The following is a 14,512-nucleotide window of genomic DNA, read 5'->3' on the forward strand; positions in this document are numbered from 1 at the left end:
GATCATGCGCTTTTTTGAAGATATCGAGATCGGCGCGCGGCGCGAGTTCGGCTGCTTCACCTTCACGCCCGAGGACATCAAGCGGTTCGCCGCGCAGTTCGATCCGCAGCGCTTCCATCTCGACGAGGAGGAGGGGCGCAACTCGCTGTTCGGCGGGCTCGCCGCATCGGGCTGGCATGTCGCCAGCGTCTGCATGAAGCTGCTCGTCGCCGACGGCAAGCGACTCGCCGCGGAAGCCGCCGCGCGCGGCGAACAGATCGCGGTCTGGGGGCCCTCGCCGGGCTTCCGCGAACTGCGCTGGATCCGCCCGGTGCTGGCAGGCGATACCATCAGTTTCACCAACCAGATCGAGACCAAGCGCACGTCCGAAAAGCGGCCCGAATGGGGCATCCTTCAGGCCCGCAACACCGGCGTCAATCAGCGCAACGAGGTGGTGTTCTCGTTCCTTGCGACGGCCTTCGTGCCGCGGCGGAATCCCGGTTCCTGATGTTGCCCGCGCGCCTCTGATGTTGCGCGGACGCCATGGTTAGCGAATGACTTCTGCTGCCGACGCAGTTGTGCGTTGCGTGGAACTCAGTTTTTGCTAACGCATTCTGAACCTTTGTCCCTGCCTTATGGTTTGAGGGCACGGACATCTGGCAAGAATGACTGGGGATACCATGGCAGATCGCAGCGCGCTGAAACTCGTCGGCATTATCTTCGCGACGGTAACGGTTGTGGTGATGCTGGCCACCGGAATGGTCGTGAAGGGTTTTGCCGACGGCAATTATTCCTTCGAGACCACCGCGAGCATCGACCGCTGATTGACCGTCTGTAACTCCCGGCGCTCGAGGGAGCGCAGGTGGCGTGCATTTGCGCTTTTCAATGTGATCTGTCGGCAGGCTGCGTCACACTTCTCCTGATCAAGCTTCTGTTTAGGCATGATCTTATCGGAAAACCGCTTCACACTTTTCCGGATCATGCCTTAACGATTCCAGATCAGCACCATCACGACCGTCGCGGCCGCCAATATGCCGATGAAGCGGATCATGATCGTGCCGATGCCCTGCTGCGGCTGGCGCAGCGGAATCGGATCGGCGGCGTTATCCGGCCGGACGCTCTGCATGACTTCGTCTCCAAATTGGATGCCCGGCTAGGCGCGGTCCGGACGCGAATTCCGGATTGGACGCGGGCTCGACATCCGACGTTCAAATCGGCTTCTGCAAAAATTGACGTCGCGGAGTTTACACCGCGCTGAATAACGAATCGTTCTGCGCTGAATCACGGCCGCAAAGCGAAGCCGCCGCCCCCCGTTCAGGAGGCGGCGGCGATCAGTTTCGCAAACTGAGCTGTATCAGCTGTTGCGCAGGCCGTCGGCGGCGCGCTTCCACTGCGAGACGTTGTCGGCGATCATGCGCGTCGACTTCATCGCGGCCTGGCTGAGCTGGGCATAGCCGGAGATCTCGCGCTGGACGCGCTGGCCCTCGGCATGCAGCAGGTCACGCAGGCTCTCGAGCTCGCCGATCAGCTTCTCGATCTCGGCGAGCGAGGTGCCGGCGACGCGCTGGATCAGCGAGTTGACGTTGCTGACGGTGGCATCGGTGTTGGTGTCGGTCGGCGCGGTCTCCGGGCTCGCCACCGGCCGGCGCAGATAGGCGATATCGTTGCGCACGAAGTCGCGGATGCCGGCTTCGACTTCCGAGACGGCGGCGAGGTTGGTGTCGACCTCGGACGTCGTTTCGACTTCGGTTTCCTCGGTACGGTTGGTGGCGTTCATCGGCTTTCCCCTTGTTCGCGATGGCGAAGCGCGGCTTGTCCCCCGCACGACGAATTGATGAAGTTACGGACCTATCAGTGCCGCCGAATTTGACCGCATCTGGGCCAAGTTGCGGCAATGCCTGATCATTTAGCGCGATAGAGCTAACAGACCGTTCACCATGAGCGCTTGTAGCCGGCGCTGATGCTCTTGTTGGTGGTGCCCTGGGAGGTCTCGCCGACCGAGCCGGAGACGGTAACGCCGTCGAACAGCTTCTGCTCGGCGCCGATCCGGCGCAGCCATCTGTCGTCGGAGGTCGACAGCGTCTGGCCTGCGGTGATGCTGGTGCCGGTGTCGTTAACGGACAGGCTCGCCGACTGATCGGTGTCGTAGCTGCGCGAGGGGTGGCTGATGATGCCGGGCACCGGGACCACGCCCTGCTGGATGAGGCTGTAGCCGTTCTGCAGCGTCAGCGAATATTGCTCCGACAGCGGCACCGACTTGCTCAAGGAGGTGCCGACCTTGCTCTGGTCGGCGGAGGGATCGACCCGCGCCTCGACCGAGGTCTTGTCCCAGATCGAGGCCACGCCGCCGGTCGAGATCGCGGCCCAGGCCGAGCCGCCGGACTGCGGCAGGCTGCCGCCATTGGCGAGCCGCTCCGACAACTGCTCCGACGTCGTCATGGTGCCTTGCTTTGCGACCGTCATGTCGGCGCCGATGCGGGTGTCGAGGAATGGCGAGATCGACTGCTTGACCGACACCGCCGACGAGCCGTTGGCGTTGTTGTTGGTCGACCAGGATGGATCCTTGCCGGCGACGCTGGCGGGCCTCGCCGCACGCTTCGGCGCCAGCGTGGGCAGGCTGGTGGAATCGGTGTCGAGCTGGCTCCAGTCGAGCTTGCTCTCGTCGATGTCCTTCAGGATGTCGGCGTCATTGGCATTGGCCGCCGGCGGCTCCTCGTCGGCCGCAGCCTCGGCGTTATCAGCTGCGGTATCCTGGGCGGCGGGAGCGATCTGCCACGGCGGGGTTTGCGCGCCGGCCGACAGCGCCATCGCCAGGCTGAAGCCGGCTGCCAGCACCTGCAGCCTTGCCCAGCCAAATCGTAATGTGAAAGTCATTCCCAGCCCGCAAATTCCAGAGCCGCAGCATGCATTGCCGTGGCGCAAAATTGTGGCATCGGCGCTCTGAAAGCAAGTGATCAACGCGTGATCGTCATGTCCGGGACAAACGCGCAGCGTTCGCGCGGCGCGTCCCGAGCGCGGCCGTTCGGGGCTGGCAAAACAGGCCGCCGCTGCCGGGGCAGGGGCCCCGGACATGACGAAGGCGTGAAATCGAAAAGCCGTCAGACCGCGATGCGCGGCAGATGGATCGGGTAGCCGACGGTCTGCTCGACGAGGTCGAAACTGTCGACCAGCACGCGGAAGCTCGTCAGCTTGCCGGCCCTGAACTGCGCGAAATGCGCGATCCGGAGCGAGATCGGCTTGTTGGAGTCGAGTGCCGTCAGCGAATAGCGCAGCATCGAGGCTGCGGAATCCACGCCGAGCATGATCTGTTCCCGGTCGAAGCGGTGAACCCTGAGGTTCTCGCCGATCTGCCGGATCACCTCGAGCACCGCGGCCTTGCCGCGGCGCGCGCCGAAAAAGGAAAACAGATCGATCGGCCCATAGATGGACCATTCGACCTCGTCATCGAGCAGCGGCTCGATATCTGCAAGCTGGCGTTCGTTGATCGCGCGATGCAATGCGCGCGAAAAACGCCAGAGACTATGCTCTGTCATTTTGGCCTTGTCCTGAAACTGGATTTTCAAACGCAAACGGATGGCAGGGGGTCAGCGCCGACGCCTTGCCAGGTTGCTGCACATCGCTATTGCGGCCTGAAATAGTGCGGAACGGCAAAAACGCAAATGACTTTTTTGCAATGCACAATTGCGCGGAATTTTACCGGAATGTGACCGCCGACCTCTGGATTCTGGTTCTGACGCGCTTTTTTTGATGCGAACCGGCATCCACCTCGCACCACGTGGGGAGAGCAGGCCTCGCGCGAAAACGCTCCGGTCGCCGCAATTCAGCGGTCGCGCTGCCGCACCGGTTGCCGCTCGATCACGATCTCGGCGTCGCGGATCGCCACCACCGCGAACAGCAGCGCGCCGCCGATGCCGCCGATCGCGGCGCCGAGCGGCATGAAGGTGAAAAACACCAGCGTTCCGCTGTCGATACCAGAGGTTCTGGCCAATCCGATCCAGCTAAGCCCGGCTCCGATGCCGAAGGCGGCGCCGCCAAGGGCGCCCAGCGCCAGGCCAAGCACAGCGAGCAATGCGACTTTCATGGTGATTTCAGCCCCGACCGCAACAAGCCCGGTAATAAGTCAGCGCCGGACCGTCGAGGTTCAACGCCGGCGTTGCGAATTTGCCTGCACGATGTCGTCGTGCCCGGTCAGCGCCGCCGCGACGTCGCGCTCCAGCACCTGCTGGACGAGGTCGAAGGTGTCGATGATCTCGCGGATCTCGGTGATCTTGCCGTCGCGCAGCGTGTAGAACACCGCGACGTCGAACTGCACCACGCGGGCGTTGTTGCGCTTGCGGAAGAACACGCGCAGCTGCGCGGCGACCCTGTCGCCCTGGGTCACCACGATCGGCGCCTCGTAGCGCATGTCCGAATAGCGCTCGTGGATCGTGGTCCACATCTGGCGCAGCGCGGCCTTGCCGCGGTGCTGGCCCATATGCGGGAGAATGTCGATCGGGGCGTTGGCGAGAAACGCGACGTCGTCGCTGCAGCGATCGAGCGCGCCCTCGATGCCGCCGGCATAATAAACGTCGAGGAAGTTCAAGACGCGCTGCCGGTTCAAATCCTCGCCCATGATCGACTCCGCCGGTCCGACTCGCTCTGGCCCGGCATTGTGAACCGGAGCATTCCACAATCAAACAACATATGTTTGACGCGCGAGACGCGATTAGGTTCGGCAACCAGCGCGTGCATTGTGGCACAAAATGCATGCGGCGCGCCGGTTCGCGCGATGCGACGACGGGCGGCTGTCGCGGTGCAGGCGGCGGTTTATTCCGCGCCTGCGCCGTTTAAATCTTCGCGCCCGCGGCCTTGCCGCGGCGCCGCCGGCCCGTATGCTTCGCGGCGGAAGGCGGCCGAACAGAGCCGCCCCGATGGGGAGAGACCAATGAAGCGCATCACCCACTTCGCCGCGATCCTGTCGCTGCTGGCATGCCCGGCGATCCCGCCCGCCTTCGCACACACGCCGCAGCAGCCTGCCCACCAGCTCTACAACGAAGGCGACCTGAAGCTCGAGAGCGGCGAGGCGATCAAGGATTTCTCGATCTCCTACGTCACCCACGGCACGCTGAACGCGAAGAAGTCGAACGCCATCCTGATGGTGACCGCGATCTCGGGCAATCATCACCGGCTTGATTTCATGATCGGCCCCGGCAAGGCACTCGACCCCGACAAGTATTTCATCGTCTGCACCGATGCGATCGGCAACGGACTGACCACGTCGCCGAGCAATTCGAAGGCGCAGCCGCGGATGCTGTTCCCGAAATTCGCGATCCGCGACATGGTGGAATCGCAGTACCGGCTGATGAAGGAGAAGCTCGGCATCGACCATGTCGTCGCCGTGGTCGGCCCCTCGATGGGCGGCATGCAGGCGCTGCAATGGGGCGTCAGCCATCCGGACTTCATGGACGCGCTGGTTGCGATGGTGCCGCTCGCGAAGACGCCGGCCTGGTCGGTCGCGGTGATGGAGGCCTCGCGCAAGGCGATCATGAACGATCCGGCGTGGAAGGACGGCAATTACGAGGCGCCGCCGGAGAAGGGCCTCAAGCTGTTCCGCGATATCGTCGCGCTGCTCGCGGCGCGCACGCCCGATATGTATGCGGCGCAGTTCAAGTCCGGCCCCGACGTGCTGCCCTGGATGGCCGAGCAGGAGACCGCGCTGTGGAAGCTGTTCGACGCCAACGACTGGATCTACCAGAGCTGGGCCTATGACCGGCACGATGTCGGCACCACGGCCGGGTTCGGCGGCGACACAGCGAAGGCGCTGGCGTCGATCAAGGCGAAGACGCTGATCCTCACCGGCACCAAGGACCTGCTCAACCCCGAATTCGAGCCAAACCAGATGGGCCAGAACATCGGAGGCGTGACCATCAAGACGATCAGCCCGGGCACCGTGACCGGCCACGCCTCGGCCGGCGGTTTCTTCCCGGCGGATGTCGAGTTTCTCAACCGCGAAACTGGCGTGTTCCTCGACGGCGTGACCGACGGCGGCAAGAAACTGAACTGATCGGCTGAGCCGGCCGCGCCTCGCAGCCGTGCGGCGGCAGCTGTCCGCGAGTTAATGAAACCTCCGCCCGCGCGCCCGGTTGGTTCGGCGTGGGCGACGCATCCGCGATCAGGAGTTCCTTATGAGAAACACCATGCCGCTTGCCGTCGCCGCCCTGGTTGTCTCCAAATAGATCATGCGAGCGCGCACCGCGCGACGGTGAGCCGGCGTCGACATCGGCCACGAGGCCTTGAGCTCCTCCGGGGCCGGCCGGTGAAATCGCGCCGGCTCGCTGTCGCGGTGCGTTCGACAACAGCCAATCCGACGACGCCGCCTTGCCGGCGGAGGGGTCGATGGTGAACCGCTTCGTCTTCCCGGAACTGGCCGTGCCGCTTCGCCGTTGATGCGGCAGCATTGCATTGGAGCCGTATCATGAAATCGATTGTTCTCGCGTCCGTCATTGCCGTCAGCGGGTTTGCCTTGGCGTCACCTGCCGACGCCAAGGGTTGCATCAAGGGTGCGATCGTCGGCGGCGTCGCCGGTCATTATGCCGGCCATCACGGCATGCTCGGCGCCGCCGCCGGGTGCCTCTACGGCCGCCATCATGCCAAACAGCAGCGCCAGCAGCAGCCGCAGTCACAGCCCGCGCCGCAGGAGAAGCTGTAGGGTCGGTTGTGAAGCCACGTTCCGGGAACGTGAAAGCCACGTTCCTGGAACGAAGTCTCGTTCCGGGAACGCCGCCCGCACCGGCCGCGTTGTCTCCATGCGTAACGGAGACGATGATGACGAAACCAAAGACAAAGACCATCCAGCCCGTTCCCGACGACAACAAGAGCCACAAGGGCCCCGGCAGCACCCCCAGCGTTCCCATCGACACCACCAAGGGCCATCGCGACGACGAGAAGCACAACATCCGCGAGCAGGCCGCGCACGGCAATCTGATCCAGAACACCAGCAACAAGCGGTCGGGGTAGGGCGGCCACACTCTCGGTGTCGTCCTGGCGAAAGCCAGGACCCATTACCCCAAATGCGAATTGTTGCGCGACACTGGGGCCGCGGTCCTGCCGACAACCAAAGCCGGTGGTAATGGGTCCTGGCTTTCGCCAGGACGACGGTGAGGGTGGTTCTCGATTCAAGATGTCAAACAGCGCCGAGTCATCACCCGTATACGGGTGATCCAGTATTCTAGAGACATCCGTGCGTGAGCCGAGAGGCCGCGGCGCCTTCCGGACGTCGTCCCTGCGAAAGCAGGGACCCATACCCCTCAGTAACTGTAGTGAACGGGACTCGTCGTTCCACCGTCGTTCACGATAATCGTCCGTGGTTATGGGTCCCTCGCAGGGACGACAGCGAATATGTGGTTCGGCCGGTGCGTCATACCTCCGCATTCTCGCGACATGATCTGCCCGAGCTTTGCGCTTCCCTTGCGCGCCGTTGCCGATCGGTCTTATCTGCGAGCATGCAGATCAGGGACGAACGCCCCGAAGACGCCGCCGCGATCAGCCGCATCACGGCGGCCGCCTTCGCGACAGCGCCGCACAGCAGCGGCACCGAGGCCCGCATCGTCGAGGCGCTGCGCCAGGCTGACGCGCTGACGATTTCTCTGGTCGCTGTATCCGACGACGGCAGCATCTTCGGCCACGTCGCGTTCTCGCCGGTCCGGATCGAAGGTGTAGTAGGACGTTGGTATGGCCTTGGCCCGGTCTCGGTCGCACCCGACCTGCAACGGCAGGGCACCGGCGGCGCGCTGATCCGCGCGGGACTTGCTCGCCTCGCGGCGATGAATGTCGACGGCTGCGTCTTGCTCGGCGATCCCGCCTATTACGGACGCTTCGGCTTCGTGAGCGATCCCGCGCTGACCTATGGCGGCGAGCCCAGCCCGTACTTTCAGCGGCTGGTGTTGAAGGGTCAGCCGCCGAAGGGGGATGTGAAGTACCATGCGGTTTTCGATGTGACGTGATCAGGTACCGCCTCAAGACGACGTGACTTACGGCAGCATCATTTCCTCGATCCGCACCGGGACCGCGCCGAAATCGCTGAACCGGGCCCAGTTCGGCCGTATCCGCACATAGCCGATGTTCGGCCATGTCTCGCGCTCCAGCCCGTCGGGCCACGCCGCGAAATACACCTGCTTGCAGGCGATGAGCTCCGCGCCGCTCGGGAAGTCCGCGACGCCCTCGACCTGCGCGGTCTGCTCGGCGTCCCAGCCGATCACCAGCGCCGCGCGCGGATCGGCGCGGAGGTTCTGGTATTTGCGCGAGGTGGTCAGCGTGTCGAAGATGATCTCAAGATTGTCGCTGACCGCGATCCCGACGACCGCCGCCTGGGGCGCGCCGTTGTGAACCGTGCTGACCACCGCGAGCCGATGCATCCGCAGGAAGGCGAGCAGCTCGGCGCCCGTCATGATCTACCTCTTCTTCCACCCGCCGCGCTTGCCCGGCGCACCACCGCTCGAGCGCGGCGACGGGCCGAACTCCGGACCCGACTGCCGCGAGTCGGTCGGCTGGATGATGCGGCTGGTGGTGCCGAACGGTTTTGCCGGCAGCGCGCCGCTGGGGCGGAAGGGCAGCGATTCCGGGCCGTGCATCTCGTCGAGATCGGGCTTGTGGATGCGTGAGCCGGACTTGCCGCCGCGGCTTGCCTTGAGCGAGGTCTGCGCCGACTTGTTCTTCAATGCGCTGGCCGGCAGGTTGGCGGCATCGCCGTATTTTCGGGTGCCGGCATAGGCGCCGGCCTGCTTCTGCACGTTGCGCTGCTTGGCGGTGGGGTCGTCGACCACGGCCATCTCGGTGGCGCGCAGCCGTTTGACCTCGTCACGCAGGCGGGCGGCTTCCTCGAAGTTCAAATCGGCCGCGGCCTCGCGCATCCGTGTTTCGAGGTCGCTCAGCACGGCCTCGAAATTATGCCCGATCGAGATCACCTCGTCGGCCATGCCGCCGTCGCCGATCTCCACCAGCACGTGGTCGCGCTCGTAGACGGAGTTGAGGATGTCGCCGATCGACTTCTTCACGCTCTCCGGCGTGATGCCGTTGGCCTCGTTGTACTCGACCTGCTTCTCGCGGCGCCGCGTGGTCTCGGCCATCGCGCGCTCCATCGAGCCGGTCATGCTGTCGGCATAGAGGATCACCTTGCCGTCGACGTTGCGCGCGGCGCGGCCGATGGTCTGGATCAGCGAGGTCTCGCTGCGCAGAAAGCCTTCCTTGTCGGCATCGAGGATCGCGACCAGCGCGCATTCGGGAATGTCGAGGCCCTCGCGCAACAGGTTGATGCCGACCAGCGCGTCGAACGCGCCGAGGCGGAGATCGCGGATGATCTCAATGCGCTCGATGGTGTCGATGTCCGAGTGCATGTAGCGGACGCGGATGCCCTGCTCATGCAGATATTCGGTGAGGTCCTCCGCCATGCGCTTGGTGAGCACCGTGATCAGCGAGCGATAGCCGGCTGCCGCCGTCGCGCGCACCTCGCCGACGAGATCGTCGACCTGGGTGCGGGCAGGGCGGATGTCGACTGGCGGATCAATCAGCCCGGTCGGACGGATCACCTGCTCGACGAACACGCCGCCGCTTTCGTTCAGCTCCCAGCCGCTCGGCGTCGCCGACACCGCCACCGTCTGCGGTCGCATCATGTCCCACTCCTCGAAGCGGAGCGGCCGGTTGTCCATGCAGGAGGGCAGGCGGAAGCCGTATTCGGCGAGCGTCGCCTTGCGGCGGAAGTCGCCGCGGAACATGGCGCCGATCTGCGGCACGGTGACGTGGCTCTCGTCGGCGAAGATCAGCGCGTTGTCCGGTACATATTCGAACAGCGTCGGCGGCGGTTCGCCGGGGCGGCGCCCGGTGAGATAGCGCGAATAGTTCTCGATGCCGGCGCAGCTTCCGGTCGCCTCCATCATCTCGAGATCGAAGGTGGTGCGCTGCTCGAGTCGCTGTGCCTCCAAGAGGCGGCCCTGGTCGTTGAGCTGGTTGAGGCGCATCTTCAATTCTGATTTGATCGACTTGATCGCCTGCACCAGCGTCGGGCGCGGCGTCACATAGTGCGAGTTGGCGTACATCTTGATGAATTCGAGCTCGTCCTGCTTGTGGCCGGTGAGCGGATCGAACTCCTCGATGGTTTCGATGGTGTCGCCGAACAGGTTCACCCGCCAGGCGCGGTCCTCATAGTGCGCCGGGAAGATGTCGATGACGTCGCCGCGGACGCGAAAGGTGCCGCGGGTGAAGTCGGCCTGGGTGCGCTTGTACTGGAGAGCAACGAGGTCGGCGATGAGCTGCCGCTGATCGATGCGCTCGCCCTTCTTCAAGGCGAAGGTCATCGCGGTGTAGGTCTCGACCGAGCCGATACCGTAGATGCAGGACACGGAAGCGACGATGATGACGTCGTCGCGCTCGAGCAGCGCGCGCGTTGCCGAGTGGCGCATGCGGTCGATCTGCTCGTTGATCGAGGAATCCTTCTCGATATAGGTGTCGGTGCGCGGGACGTAGGCTTCCGGCTGGTAGTAGTCGTAATAGCTGACGAAATATTCGACGGCGTTGTCGGGGAAGAAGTTCTTGAACTCGCCATAGAGCTGGGCGGCCAGCGTCTTGTTCGGCGCCAGGATCAACGCGGGGCGCTGCGTCGCCTCGATCACCTTGGCCATGGTGTAGGTCTTGCCCGACCCGGTGACGCCGAGCAGCACCTGGGTGCGGTCGTTGCGGTCGATGCCCTCGACCAGCTCGGCGATCGCGGTCGGCTGGTCGCCCTTCGGTTGGTAGTCGGACTTGATCTCGAAGCGCACGCCGCCTTCGGATTTCTCAGGGCGCGGTGGGCGGTGCGGGGTCCACACCCGCATCGAGCCGTCGTCCTTGCGGAATTCCGGGCGGCCGTCGCGGATCAGGTTCTCCAGCGCGTCGGCGGTCGCCTTGACGCCGAGCGCCTCCATCTTGCTGCGCGGCGGCCGTGCCAGGGCCTCCTCGTCATCCTCGGCGGTCGGCAGGCCGAGCTGCCGCGCCAGTTCCGGATCGAGCGTCGGAATGGTGGCCGAGGTGCCGTAATTGGCCTGCGGGGCCTCCTCGAGCCCGGAAGCATCGCGCTTCGCGACGCCGTCGCTGGTCTCGCGCGTCGACGCCCGCGCGCGATGCGCGGCGGCCTCGCCGCCGGCGCGGCGGTCCCAGGAATTGTCCGGCGGCGGCTGCAGGCCGGTGCCCGAACCCATGCCGGCATCGCCGCGGTTGATCGCCGGATTGAGCAATTCGGCAAGCGCGGGCCCGATCGGGAGGACCTCGGGCCGGTGTGCTTTGGATTTGGGGGTTTTGCCGGGCTTTTTCGGAGTGTTCGGTGTCTTCGCCATGCCCCGAATATGGGACGAGTCCGGCAGCGAGAAAAGGGTAAACGGCGGCCGGATAGCTGCGCGGGCGAGGTTGCTGACAGCAGGGTGTCAGCAGGGGCGCGCGGTCGCGGAGTTCAGGCCCGCGGCAGGTCGACGATGTCGAGATGGATCCCGCCGCAGCCGTCGCAGCGCATGGTCCAGTATTCGGCGGCGCGGCCGGGGATCACGCGCAGCAGCGAAAGCGATGCGGCGCATTCCGGGCAGCTGGTGCGGACCTGCGCCGGCCAGACCGGATCCGGCTCGCATTGCGGGACGGCAACCACGACGTTGCCGGTCACGCCGACGCTTCGGCCGCCGGCATTGTCATGCCATAGCGTTGCGGGAACCGGTCGATAGCCCGCTTCGCGTCGGCGATCGCCGCATCCGGATCGGACCACGCAAAGCCGATGTCGAGCGTCGGAAACAGCATGCCATCGATGACGACCGGCCTTTGATCGACCCGTTGAACCCTGGCGTGCCATTGCCCCTTCCCCACTTCGAACGACTTGATCTCAAAACCGCTGTAAATCATGTGCGACCTCGAAACGCCCTTCTCATAGGAAGCACGAGCGCGTTGCGCCAAATGTGAAGCAGTTCACAACTCGCCGGGTTTATTTCCGCGCAGCAAAGGAACCCGGAGCTAGCGGCGGCTCGCGATGTGGTCGGCGAGCACGGCGGCATCGTCGCCGACGCCCGACAGGAACGAGGATTTCATCTTCGACAGCCATTGCAGGCCGAGGAAATAGAGGCCCGGCACGTCGGAGACGCCGTGGCGATGTCGCGGGGCCCCGTCGGCATCCAGCAGCGGTATGTCGATCCAGTTCAGATCGAGGCCGTAGCCGGTGGCCCAGATCACGCTCCTGATCCGCGCGGCGCGCAGGTCGATCGCATTGAGCGGCGCGGTGAGGCACGGCGGATCGGGCAGGCGGAGGCGCGCCAAGGGATCTTCGGGATGATCGAGGCCGCGCGCCGCGACGAAGTCGTCGACGATCCCGAGGAACGTCGCGTAATAGGCGTCGCCATTGGCGATGTTGGCGGCGAGATCGGGCGCGATCTCGAGCACGCCGTCGCGCGCCGCCGTCACGCGGCCGAGCAGGGTCACGCCGCCGGCGGCGAAGCGGCGGAAATCGACAGTGTGGCCGCCATGGGCGCCGGAAATCACCGGCAGCAGCCGCGACGGGCCGCGCTGCTCGACCGGCGTCCGGTCGATGCCCATTTCGGCCAGCCACCAGATCAGGTCGCGGCCGCGATAGCGGCGCGGCAGGCGGTTGTGACGTCCGATCGAGAGGAAGACATCGCGGCCGGCGAGCATCAGCTCTTCGGCTATCTGCGCGCCCGAGGCGCCGGCACCGACCACCAGCACCGCGCCGTCAGGCAATTGCGCCGGATTTTTGTAGCCGGCGGCATCGACCTGGAACAGGCCGGGGTGATCGCGCAGCAGGTCCGGCCGCAGCGGCCGTTGGTAGGGGCCCGTGGCCATGACAACACTGCGGGCGACGATGCTGCCGCCGGCAAATTCGGCGAGGAAACCGCCGGCGTCGCGGCGCAGCTTCGTGACCGCGACACCGCAGCGGATCGGCGGCGCGACGAACGCGGCGTAGTTCTCAATGAAGGCGATGATGGCAGCGGTGTCCGAGAAGCCGTCGGGATCGCTGTGCGGAAACGCGAAATCCGGTAGCCGCACCGACCAGTTCGGAAACTGGAACATGAGGCCGTCCCAGCGTTCGCTGCGCCAGCGCTCGGCGATGCGCCCCCGCTCCAGCACCAAATGGGCGATGCCGCGCTGCTTCAGCCGGTGACTCATGGTGAGCCCGGCCTGGCCGCCGCCGATCACCAGCGTATCGACGGTCTCGTCAGGCACTGCGCGATCCCTTGCGGCGGGTGGCAGGCTCCGCCGCGGCGCGGATGATCCAGCGCCGGAACGCGGCGAAATCGCGCTGCTCGGCGTGGAAGCCGCGATAGACCAGATACCAGCGCATGCCCTTGGGCACGCTGAGCGCAAACGGCGCCACCAGCCGGCCGGCAGCGAGATCGTCGTCGATATAGGGCCGAATGCCCATCGCGATACCGAGCCCGTCGCTAGCTGCCTGCAGCGCCTGGCCGTAGAACTGGAATTCCGGCCCGCGCGCGGTCAGGCGCGGCACGCCCGCCGCCTTCAGCCAGGACGGCCAGTCGTCGGGCGAATGCGCGACGCGGATCAGGCTCGGGCCCTTGAGGTCGGCGGGGCGCTTCAGGGTGTTGGCGAGCCGCGCCGTGCACACCGGCATCAGGTCGGCGGCAAACAGCGGCTCGGCGACGAGGCCTGGCCACTGGCCGTCGCCGAGCTGGATGCCGCAGCTCCAGTCGTCGGCGAACGGCACCGCCATGCCGCCGGTCGTGATCCGCACCTCGATGTCGGGCTCCGCTTTGCGGAACTCGGCAAGGTGCGGGATCATCCATTTCAGCGCAAAGGTCGGTCCGACGCCGACGGTCAGCACCCGCGCGCTCGCGGATGCCGTGACCTGCGCGGTGAGGCTCGCCAGCGCGTCGAAGATCGGCGTCAGCCCGCCCTGATAGGCGCGGCCCGCCGGCGTGGTGACGAGGCGGTTGGCCTTGCGCTCGAAAAGCGCGACGCCGAGCCGCTCCTCCAAAAGGTGCACCATCCGGCTGATCGCGGCGGCCGAGACATTGAGCTCGCTGCCCGCCGCCGCGAAGCTGCCGGTCCGCGCCGCGGCTTCGAACGCCTTGATGCCGTTGAGAAAGAGCAGCCGCCGCATGAACCCTCAGGAAAACTGATGCAAGGTCAAGATAACTCAGTTTGCCGGAAGAGGCCAAGCGGCGCAGAAATACCGGAGACAGTGAATCCCTGCTGACCCCGGCGAGGACCACATGACAGAGACCACAGACGCCCTGGTGCTCGATCTCGTGGAATGGGTGGCGCGCGAGCCGCGGCCTTATGCCGAGGTGCTCGAGGTCTGGCGCACCTCATGCCCGCGGCTGACGATCTGGGAGGACGCCGTCGATCGCGGCTACGTCGCGCGCCGTCCCTCGGTCGAGGGCATACGGGTAATGGTGACGGAAAGCGGCGAGACATTCTTGCGCGCGCACGGGCGGATGCATTGAGGCCGACCGCTGCCGTCATTGTCACCTCTCCCATCGGGGAGAGGTGCACCGATCGCGTTGCTGGAATTGCC

General features: G+C 65.4%; 19 protein-coding genes. 7 read left to right on the top strand and 12 right to left on the bottom strand.

The genetic code is table 11. The annotated features are described in order from the left end of the window. Positions 1 to 4 precede the first annotated feature (4 nt). The gene (locus tag QA635_RS06780; RefSeq protein ID WP_225648039.1) at positions 5 to 487 is read left to right on the top strand and encodes a MaoC family dehydratase; all 483 of its coding nucleotides are present in this window, start codon (positions 5 to 7) and stop codon (positions 485 to 487) included. Between the two features lie 172 nt (positions 488 to 659). Beyond that, on the top strand, positions 660 to 803 hold the full coding sequence (locus QA635_RS06785) for a hypothetical protein (protein ID WP_016841369.1): 144 nt from the start codon (positions 660 to 662) through the stop codon (positions 801 to 803). Positions 804 to 964: 161 nt separating this feature from the next. Here QA635_RS06785 and QA635_RS06790 read toward each other — a convergent pair whose 3' ends face one another. The 6 genes from QA635_RS06790 to QA635_RS06815 all read right to left on the bottom strand — a co-directional run bounded on the left by QA635_RS06790 (position 965) and on the right by QA635_RS06815 (position 4,591). Continuing rightward, positions 965 to 1,105, bottom strand: coding sequence for a hypothetical protein (locus QA635_RS06790; RefSeq protein ID WP_167350365.1), 141 nt, complete (start codon positions 1,103 to 1,105; stop codon positions 965 to 967). A gap of 228 nt (positions 1,106 to 1,333) precedes the next feature. Continuing rightward, positions 1,334 to 1,756, bottom strand: a complete 423-nt coding sequence (locus tag QA635_RS06795; protein WP_050382841.1) for a hypothetical protein — start codon at positions 1,754 to 1,756, stop codon at positions 1,334 to 1,336. A gap of 155 nt (positions 1,757 to 1,911) precedes the next feature. Next, entirely contained in the window at positions 1,912 to 2,853 is a 942-nt protein-coding gene (locus QA635_RS06800; RefSeq protein WP_283068060.1) for a hypothetical protein, read from the bottom strand. A gap of 224 nt (positions 2,854 to 3,077) precedes the next feature. Then, positions 3,078 to 3,512 carry a nuclear transport factor 2 family protein gene (locus QA635_RS06805; RefSeq protein ID WP_026193357.1) on the bottom strand — a complete coding sequence of 145 codons (435 nt, stop codon included), beginning with the start codon at positions 3,510 to 3,512 and terminating at the stop codon, positions 3,078 to 3,080. Positions 3,513 to 3,799: 287 nt separating this feature from the next. Beyond that, positions 3,800 to 4,060, bottom strand: a complete 261-nt coding sequence (locus tag QA635_RS06810) for a hypothetical protein (protein ID WP_137479000.1) — start codon at positions 4,058 to 4,060, stop codon at positions 3,800 to 3,802. A 60-nt stretch (positions 4,061 to 4,120) separates the two neighbouring features. Next, a complete protein-coding gene (locus tag QA635_RS06815; protein ID WP_057019035.1) occupies positions 4,121 to 4,591 on the bottom strand; it encodes a nuclear transport factor 2 family protein in 471 nt (156 codons plus the stop codon). Between the two features lie 312 nt (positions 4,592 to 4,903). Between QA635_RS06815 and QA635_RS06820 the strand changes: the two genes are divergently transcribed. The 4 genes from QA635_RS06820 to QA635_RS06835 all read left to right on the top strand — a co-directional run bounded on the left by QA635_RS06820 (position 4,904) and on the right by QA635_RS06835 (position 7,961). Next, positions 4,904 to 6,022 (top strand): alpha/beta fold hydrolase, encoded by a 1,119-nt coding sequence (locus tag QA635_RS06820; RefSeq protein WP_283068066.1) that lies wholly within the window; start codon positions 4,904 to 4,906, stop codon positions 6,020 to 6,022. Positions 6,023 to 6,433: 411 nt separating this feature from the next. Beyond that, positions 6,434 to 6,667 carry a hypothetical protein gene (locus QA635_RS06825; RefSeq protein WP_283068067.1) on the top strand — a complete coding sequence of 78 codons (234 nt, stop codon included), beginning with the start codon at positions 6,434 to 6,436 and terminating at the stop codon, positions 6,665 to 6,667. A gap of 113 nt (positions 6,668 to 6,780) precedes the next feature. Next, positions 6,781 to 6,975 carry a hypothetical protein gene (locus QA635_RS06830; protein ID WP_038387371.1) on the top strand — a complete coding sequence of 65 codons (195 nt, stop codon included), beginning with the start codon at positions 6,781 to 6,783 and terminating at the stop codon, positions 6,973 to 6,975. Positions 6,976 to 7,460: 485 nt separating this feature from the next. Further along, positions 7,461 to 7,961, top strand: a complete 501-nt coding sequence (locus QA635_RS06835; RefSeq protein ID WP_283068070.1) for a GNAT family N-acetyltransferase — start codon at positions 7,461 to 7,463, stop codon at positions 7,959 to 7,961. A gap of 27 nt (positions 7,962 to 7,988) precedes the next feature. On the opposite strand, the gene QA635_RS06840 is transcribed toward QA635_RS06835, so the two are convergent. The 6 genes from QA635_RS06840 to QA635_RS06865 form a co-directional block, all read right to left on the bottom strand. Continuing rightward, positions 7,989 to 8,405 (bottom strand): pyridoxamine 5'-phosphate oxidase family protein, encoded by a 417-nt coding sequence (locus QA635_RS06840; protein ID WP_283068073.1) that lies wholly within the window; start codon positions 8,403 to 8,405, stop codon positions 7,989 to 7,991. A gap of 3 nt (positions 8,406 to 8,408) precedes the next feature. Further along, a complete protein-coding gene (uvrB, locus tag QA635_RS06845) occupies positions 8,409 to 11,321 on the bottom strand; it encodes an excinuclease ABC subunit UvrB (protein WP_283068076.1) in 2,913 nt (970 codons plus the stop codon). A gap of 113 nt (positions 11,322 to 11,434) precedes the next feature. Continuing rightward, on the bottom strand, positions 11,435 to 11,638 hold the full coding sequence (locus QA635_RS06850; protein ID WP_425249136.1) for a hypothetical protein: 204 nt from the start codon (positions 11,636 to 11,638) through the stop codon (positions 11,435 to 11,437). Beyond that, positions 11,635 to 11,922, bottom strand: a complete 288-nt coding sequence (locus QA635_RS06855; RefSeq protein ID WP_253606860.1) for a hypothetical protein — start codon at positions 11,920 to 11,922, stop codon at positions 11,635 to 11,637. Before QA635_RS06855 ends, QA635_RS06850 begins: the two co-directional genes overlap by 4 nt. A 57-nt stretch (positions 11,923 to 11,979) precedes the next feature. Next, on the bottom strand, positions 11,980 to 13,200 hold the full coding sequence (locus tag QA635_RS06860; RefSeq protein ID WP_283068078.1) for an NAD(P)-binding domain-containing protein: 1,221 nt from the start codon (positions 13,198 to 13,200) through the stop codon (positions 11,980 to 11,982). Further along, positions 13,193 to 14,095, bottom strand: coding sequence for a LysR substrate-binding domain-containing protein (locus QA635_RS06865; RefSeq protein WP_283068079.1), 903 nt, complete (start codon positions 14,093 to 14,095; stop codon positions 13,193 to 13,195). The genes QA635_RS06860 and QA635_RS06865 overlap by 8 nt, the downstream gene beginning before the upstream one ends. A 112-nt stretch (positions 14,096 to 14,207) precedes the next feature. On the opposite strand from QA635_RS06865, the gene QA635_RS06870 reads away from it, so the two are divergent. Further along, a complete protein-coding gene (locus QA635_RS06870) occupies positions 14,208 to 14,441 on the top strand; it encodes a hypothetical protein (RefSeq protein ID WP_225164666.1) in 234 nt (77 codons plus the stop codon). Positions 14,442 to 14,512 lie beyond the last annotated feature (71 nt).

Origin of the sequence: Bradyrhizobium brasilense (assembly GCF_029714345.1) — a bacterium.
GTDB lineage: Bacteria > Pseudomonadota > Alphaproteobacteria > Rhizobiales > Xanthobacteraceae > Bradyrhizobium > Bradyrhizobium australafricanum.

Coding starts and splice junctions, on each gene's coding strand:
- QA635_RS06780 (WP_225648039.1), top strand. CDS start 5: ATGCGCTTTTTTGAAGATATCGAGATCGGCGCGCGGCGCGAGTTCGGC.
- QA635_RS06785 (WP_016841369.1), top strand. CDS start 660: ATGGCAGATCGCAGCGCGCTGAAACTCGTCGGCATTATCTTCGCGACG.
- QA635_RS06790 (WP_167350365.1), bottom strand. CDS start 1,105: ATGCAGAGCGTCCGGCCGGATAACGCCGCCGATCCGATTCCGCTGCGC.
- QA635_RS06795 (WP_050382841.1), bottom strand. CDS start 1,756: ATGAACGCCACCAACCGTACCGAGGAAACCGAAGTCGAAACGACGTCC.
- QA635_RS06800 (WP_283068060.1), bottom strand. CDS start 2,853: ATGACTTTCACATTACGATTTGGCTGGGCAAGGCTGCAGGTGCTGGCA.
- QA635_RS06805 (WP_026193357.1), bottom strand. CDS start 3,512: ATGACAGAGCATAGTCTCTGGCGTTTTTCGCGCGCATTGCATCGCGCG.
- QA635_RS06810 (WP_137479000.1), bottom strand. CDS start 4,060: ATGAAAGTCGCATTGCTCGCTGTGCTTGGCCTGGCGCTGGGCGCCCTT.
- QA635_RS06815 (WP_057019035.1), bottom strand. CDS start 4,591: ATGGGCGAGGATTTGAACCGGCAGCGCGTCTTGAACTTCCTCGACGTT.
- QA635_RS06820 (WP_283068066.1), top strand. CDS start 4,904: ATGAAGCGCATCACCCACTTCGCCGCGATCCTGTCGCTGCTGGCATGC.
- QA635_RS06825 (WP_283068067.1), top strand. CDS start 6,434: ATGAAATCGATTGTTCTCGCGTCCGTCATTGCCGTCAGCGGGTTTGCC.
- QA635_RS06830 (WP_038387371.1), top strand. CDS start 6,781: ATGATGACGAAACCAAAGACAAAGACCATCCAGCCCGTTCCCGACGAC.
- QA635_RS06835 (WP_283068070.1), top strand. CDS start 7,461: ATGCAGATCAGGGACGAACGCCCCGAAGACGCCGCCGCGATCAGCCGC.
- QA635_RS06840 (WP_283068073.1), bottom strand. CDS start 8,405: ATGACGGGCGCCGAGCTGCTCGCCTTCCTGCGGATGCATCGGCTCGCG.
- uvrB (WP_283068076.1), bottom strand. CDS start 11,321: ATGGCGAAGACACCGAACACTCCGAAAAAGCCCGGCAAAACCCCCAAA.
- QA635_RS06865 (WP_283068079.1), bottom strand. CDS start 14,095: ATGCGGCGGCTGCTCTTTCTCAACGGCATCAAGGCGTTCGAAGCCGCG.
- QA635_RS06870 (WP_225164666.1), top strand. CDS start 14,208: ATGACAGAGACCACAGACGCCCTGGTGCTCGATCTCGTGGAATGGGTG.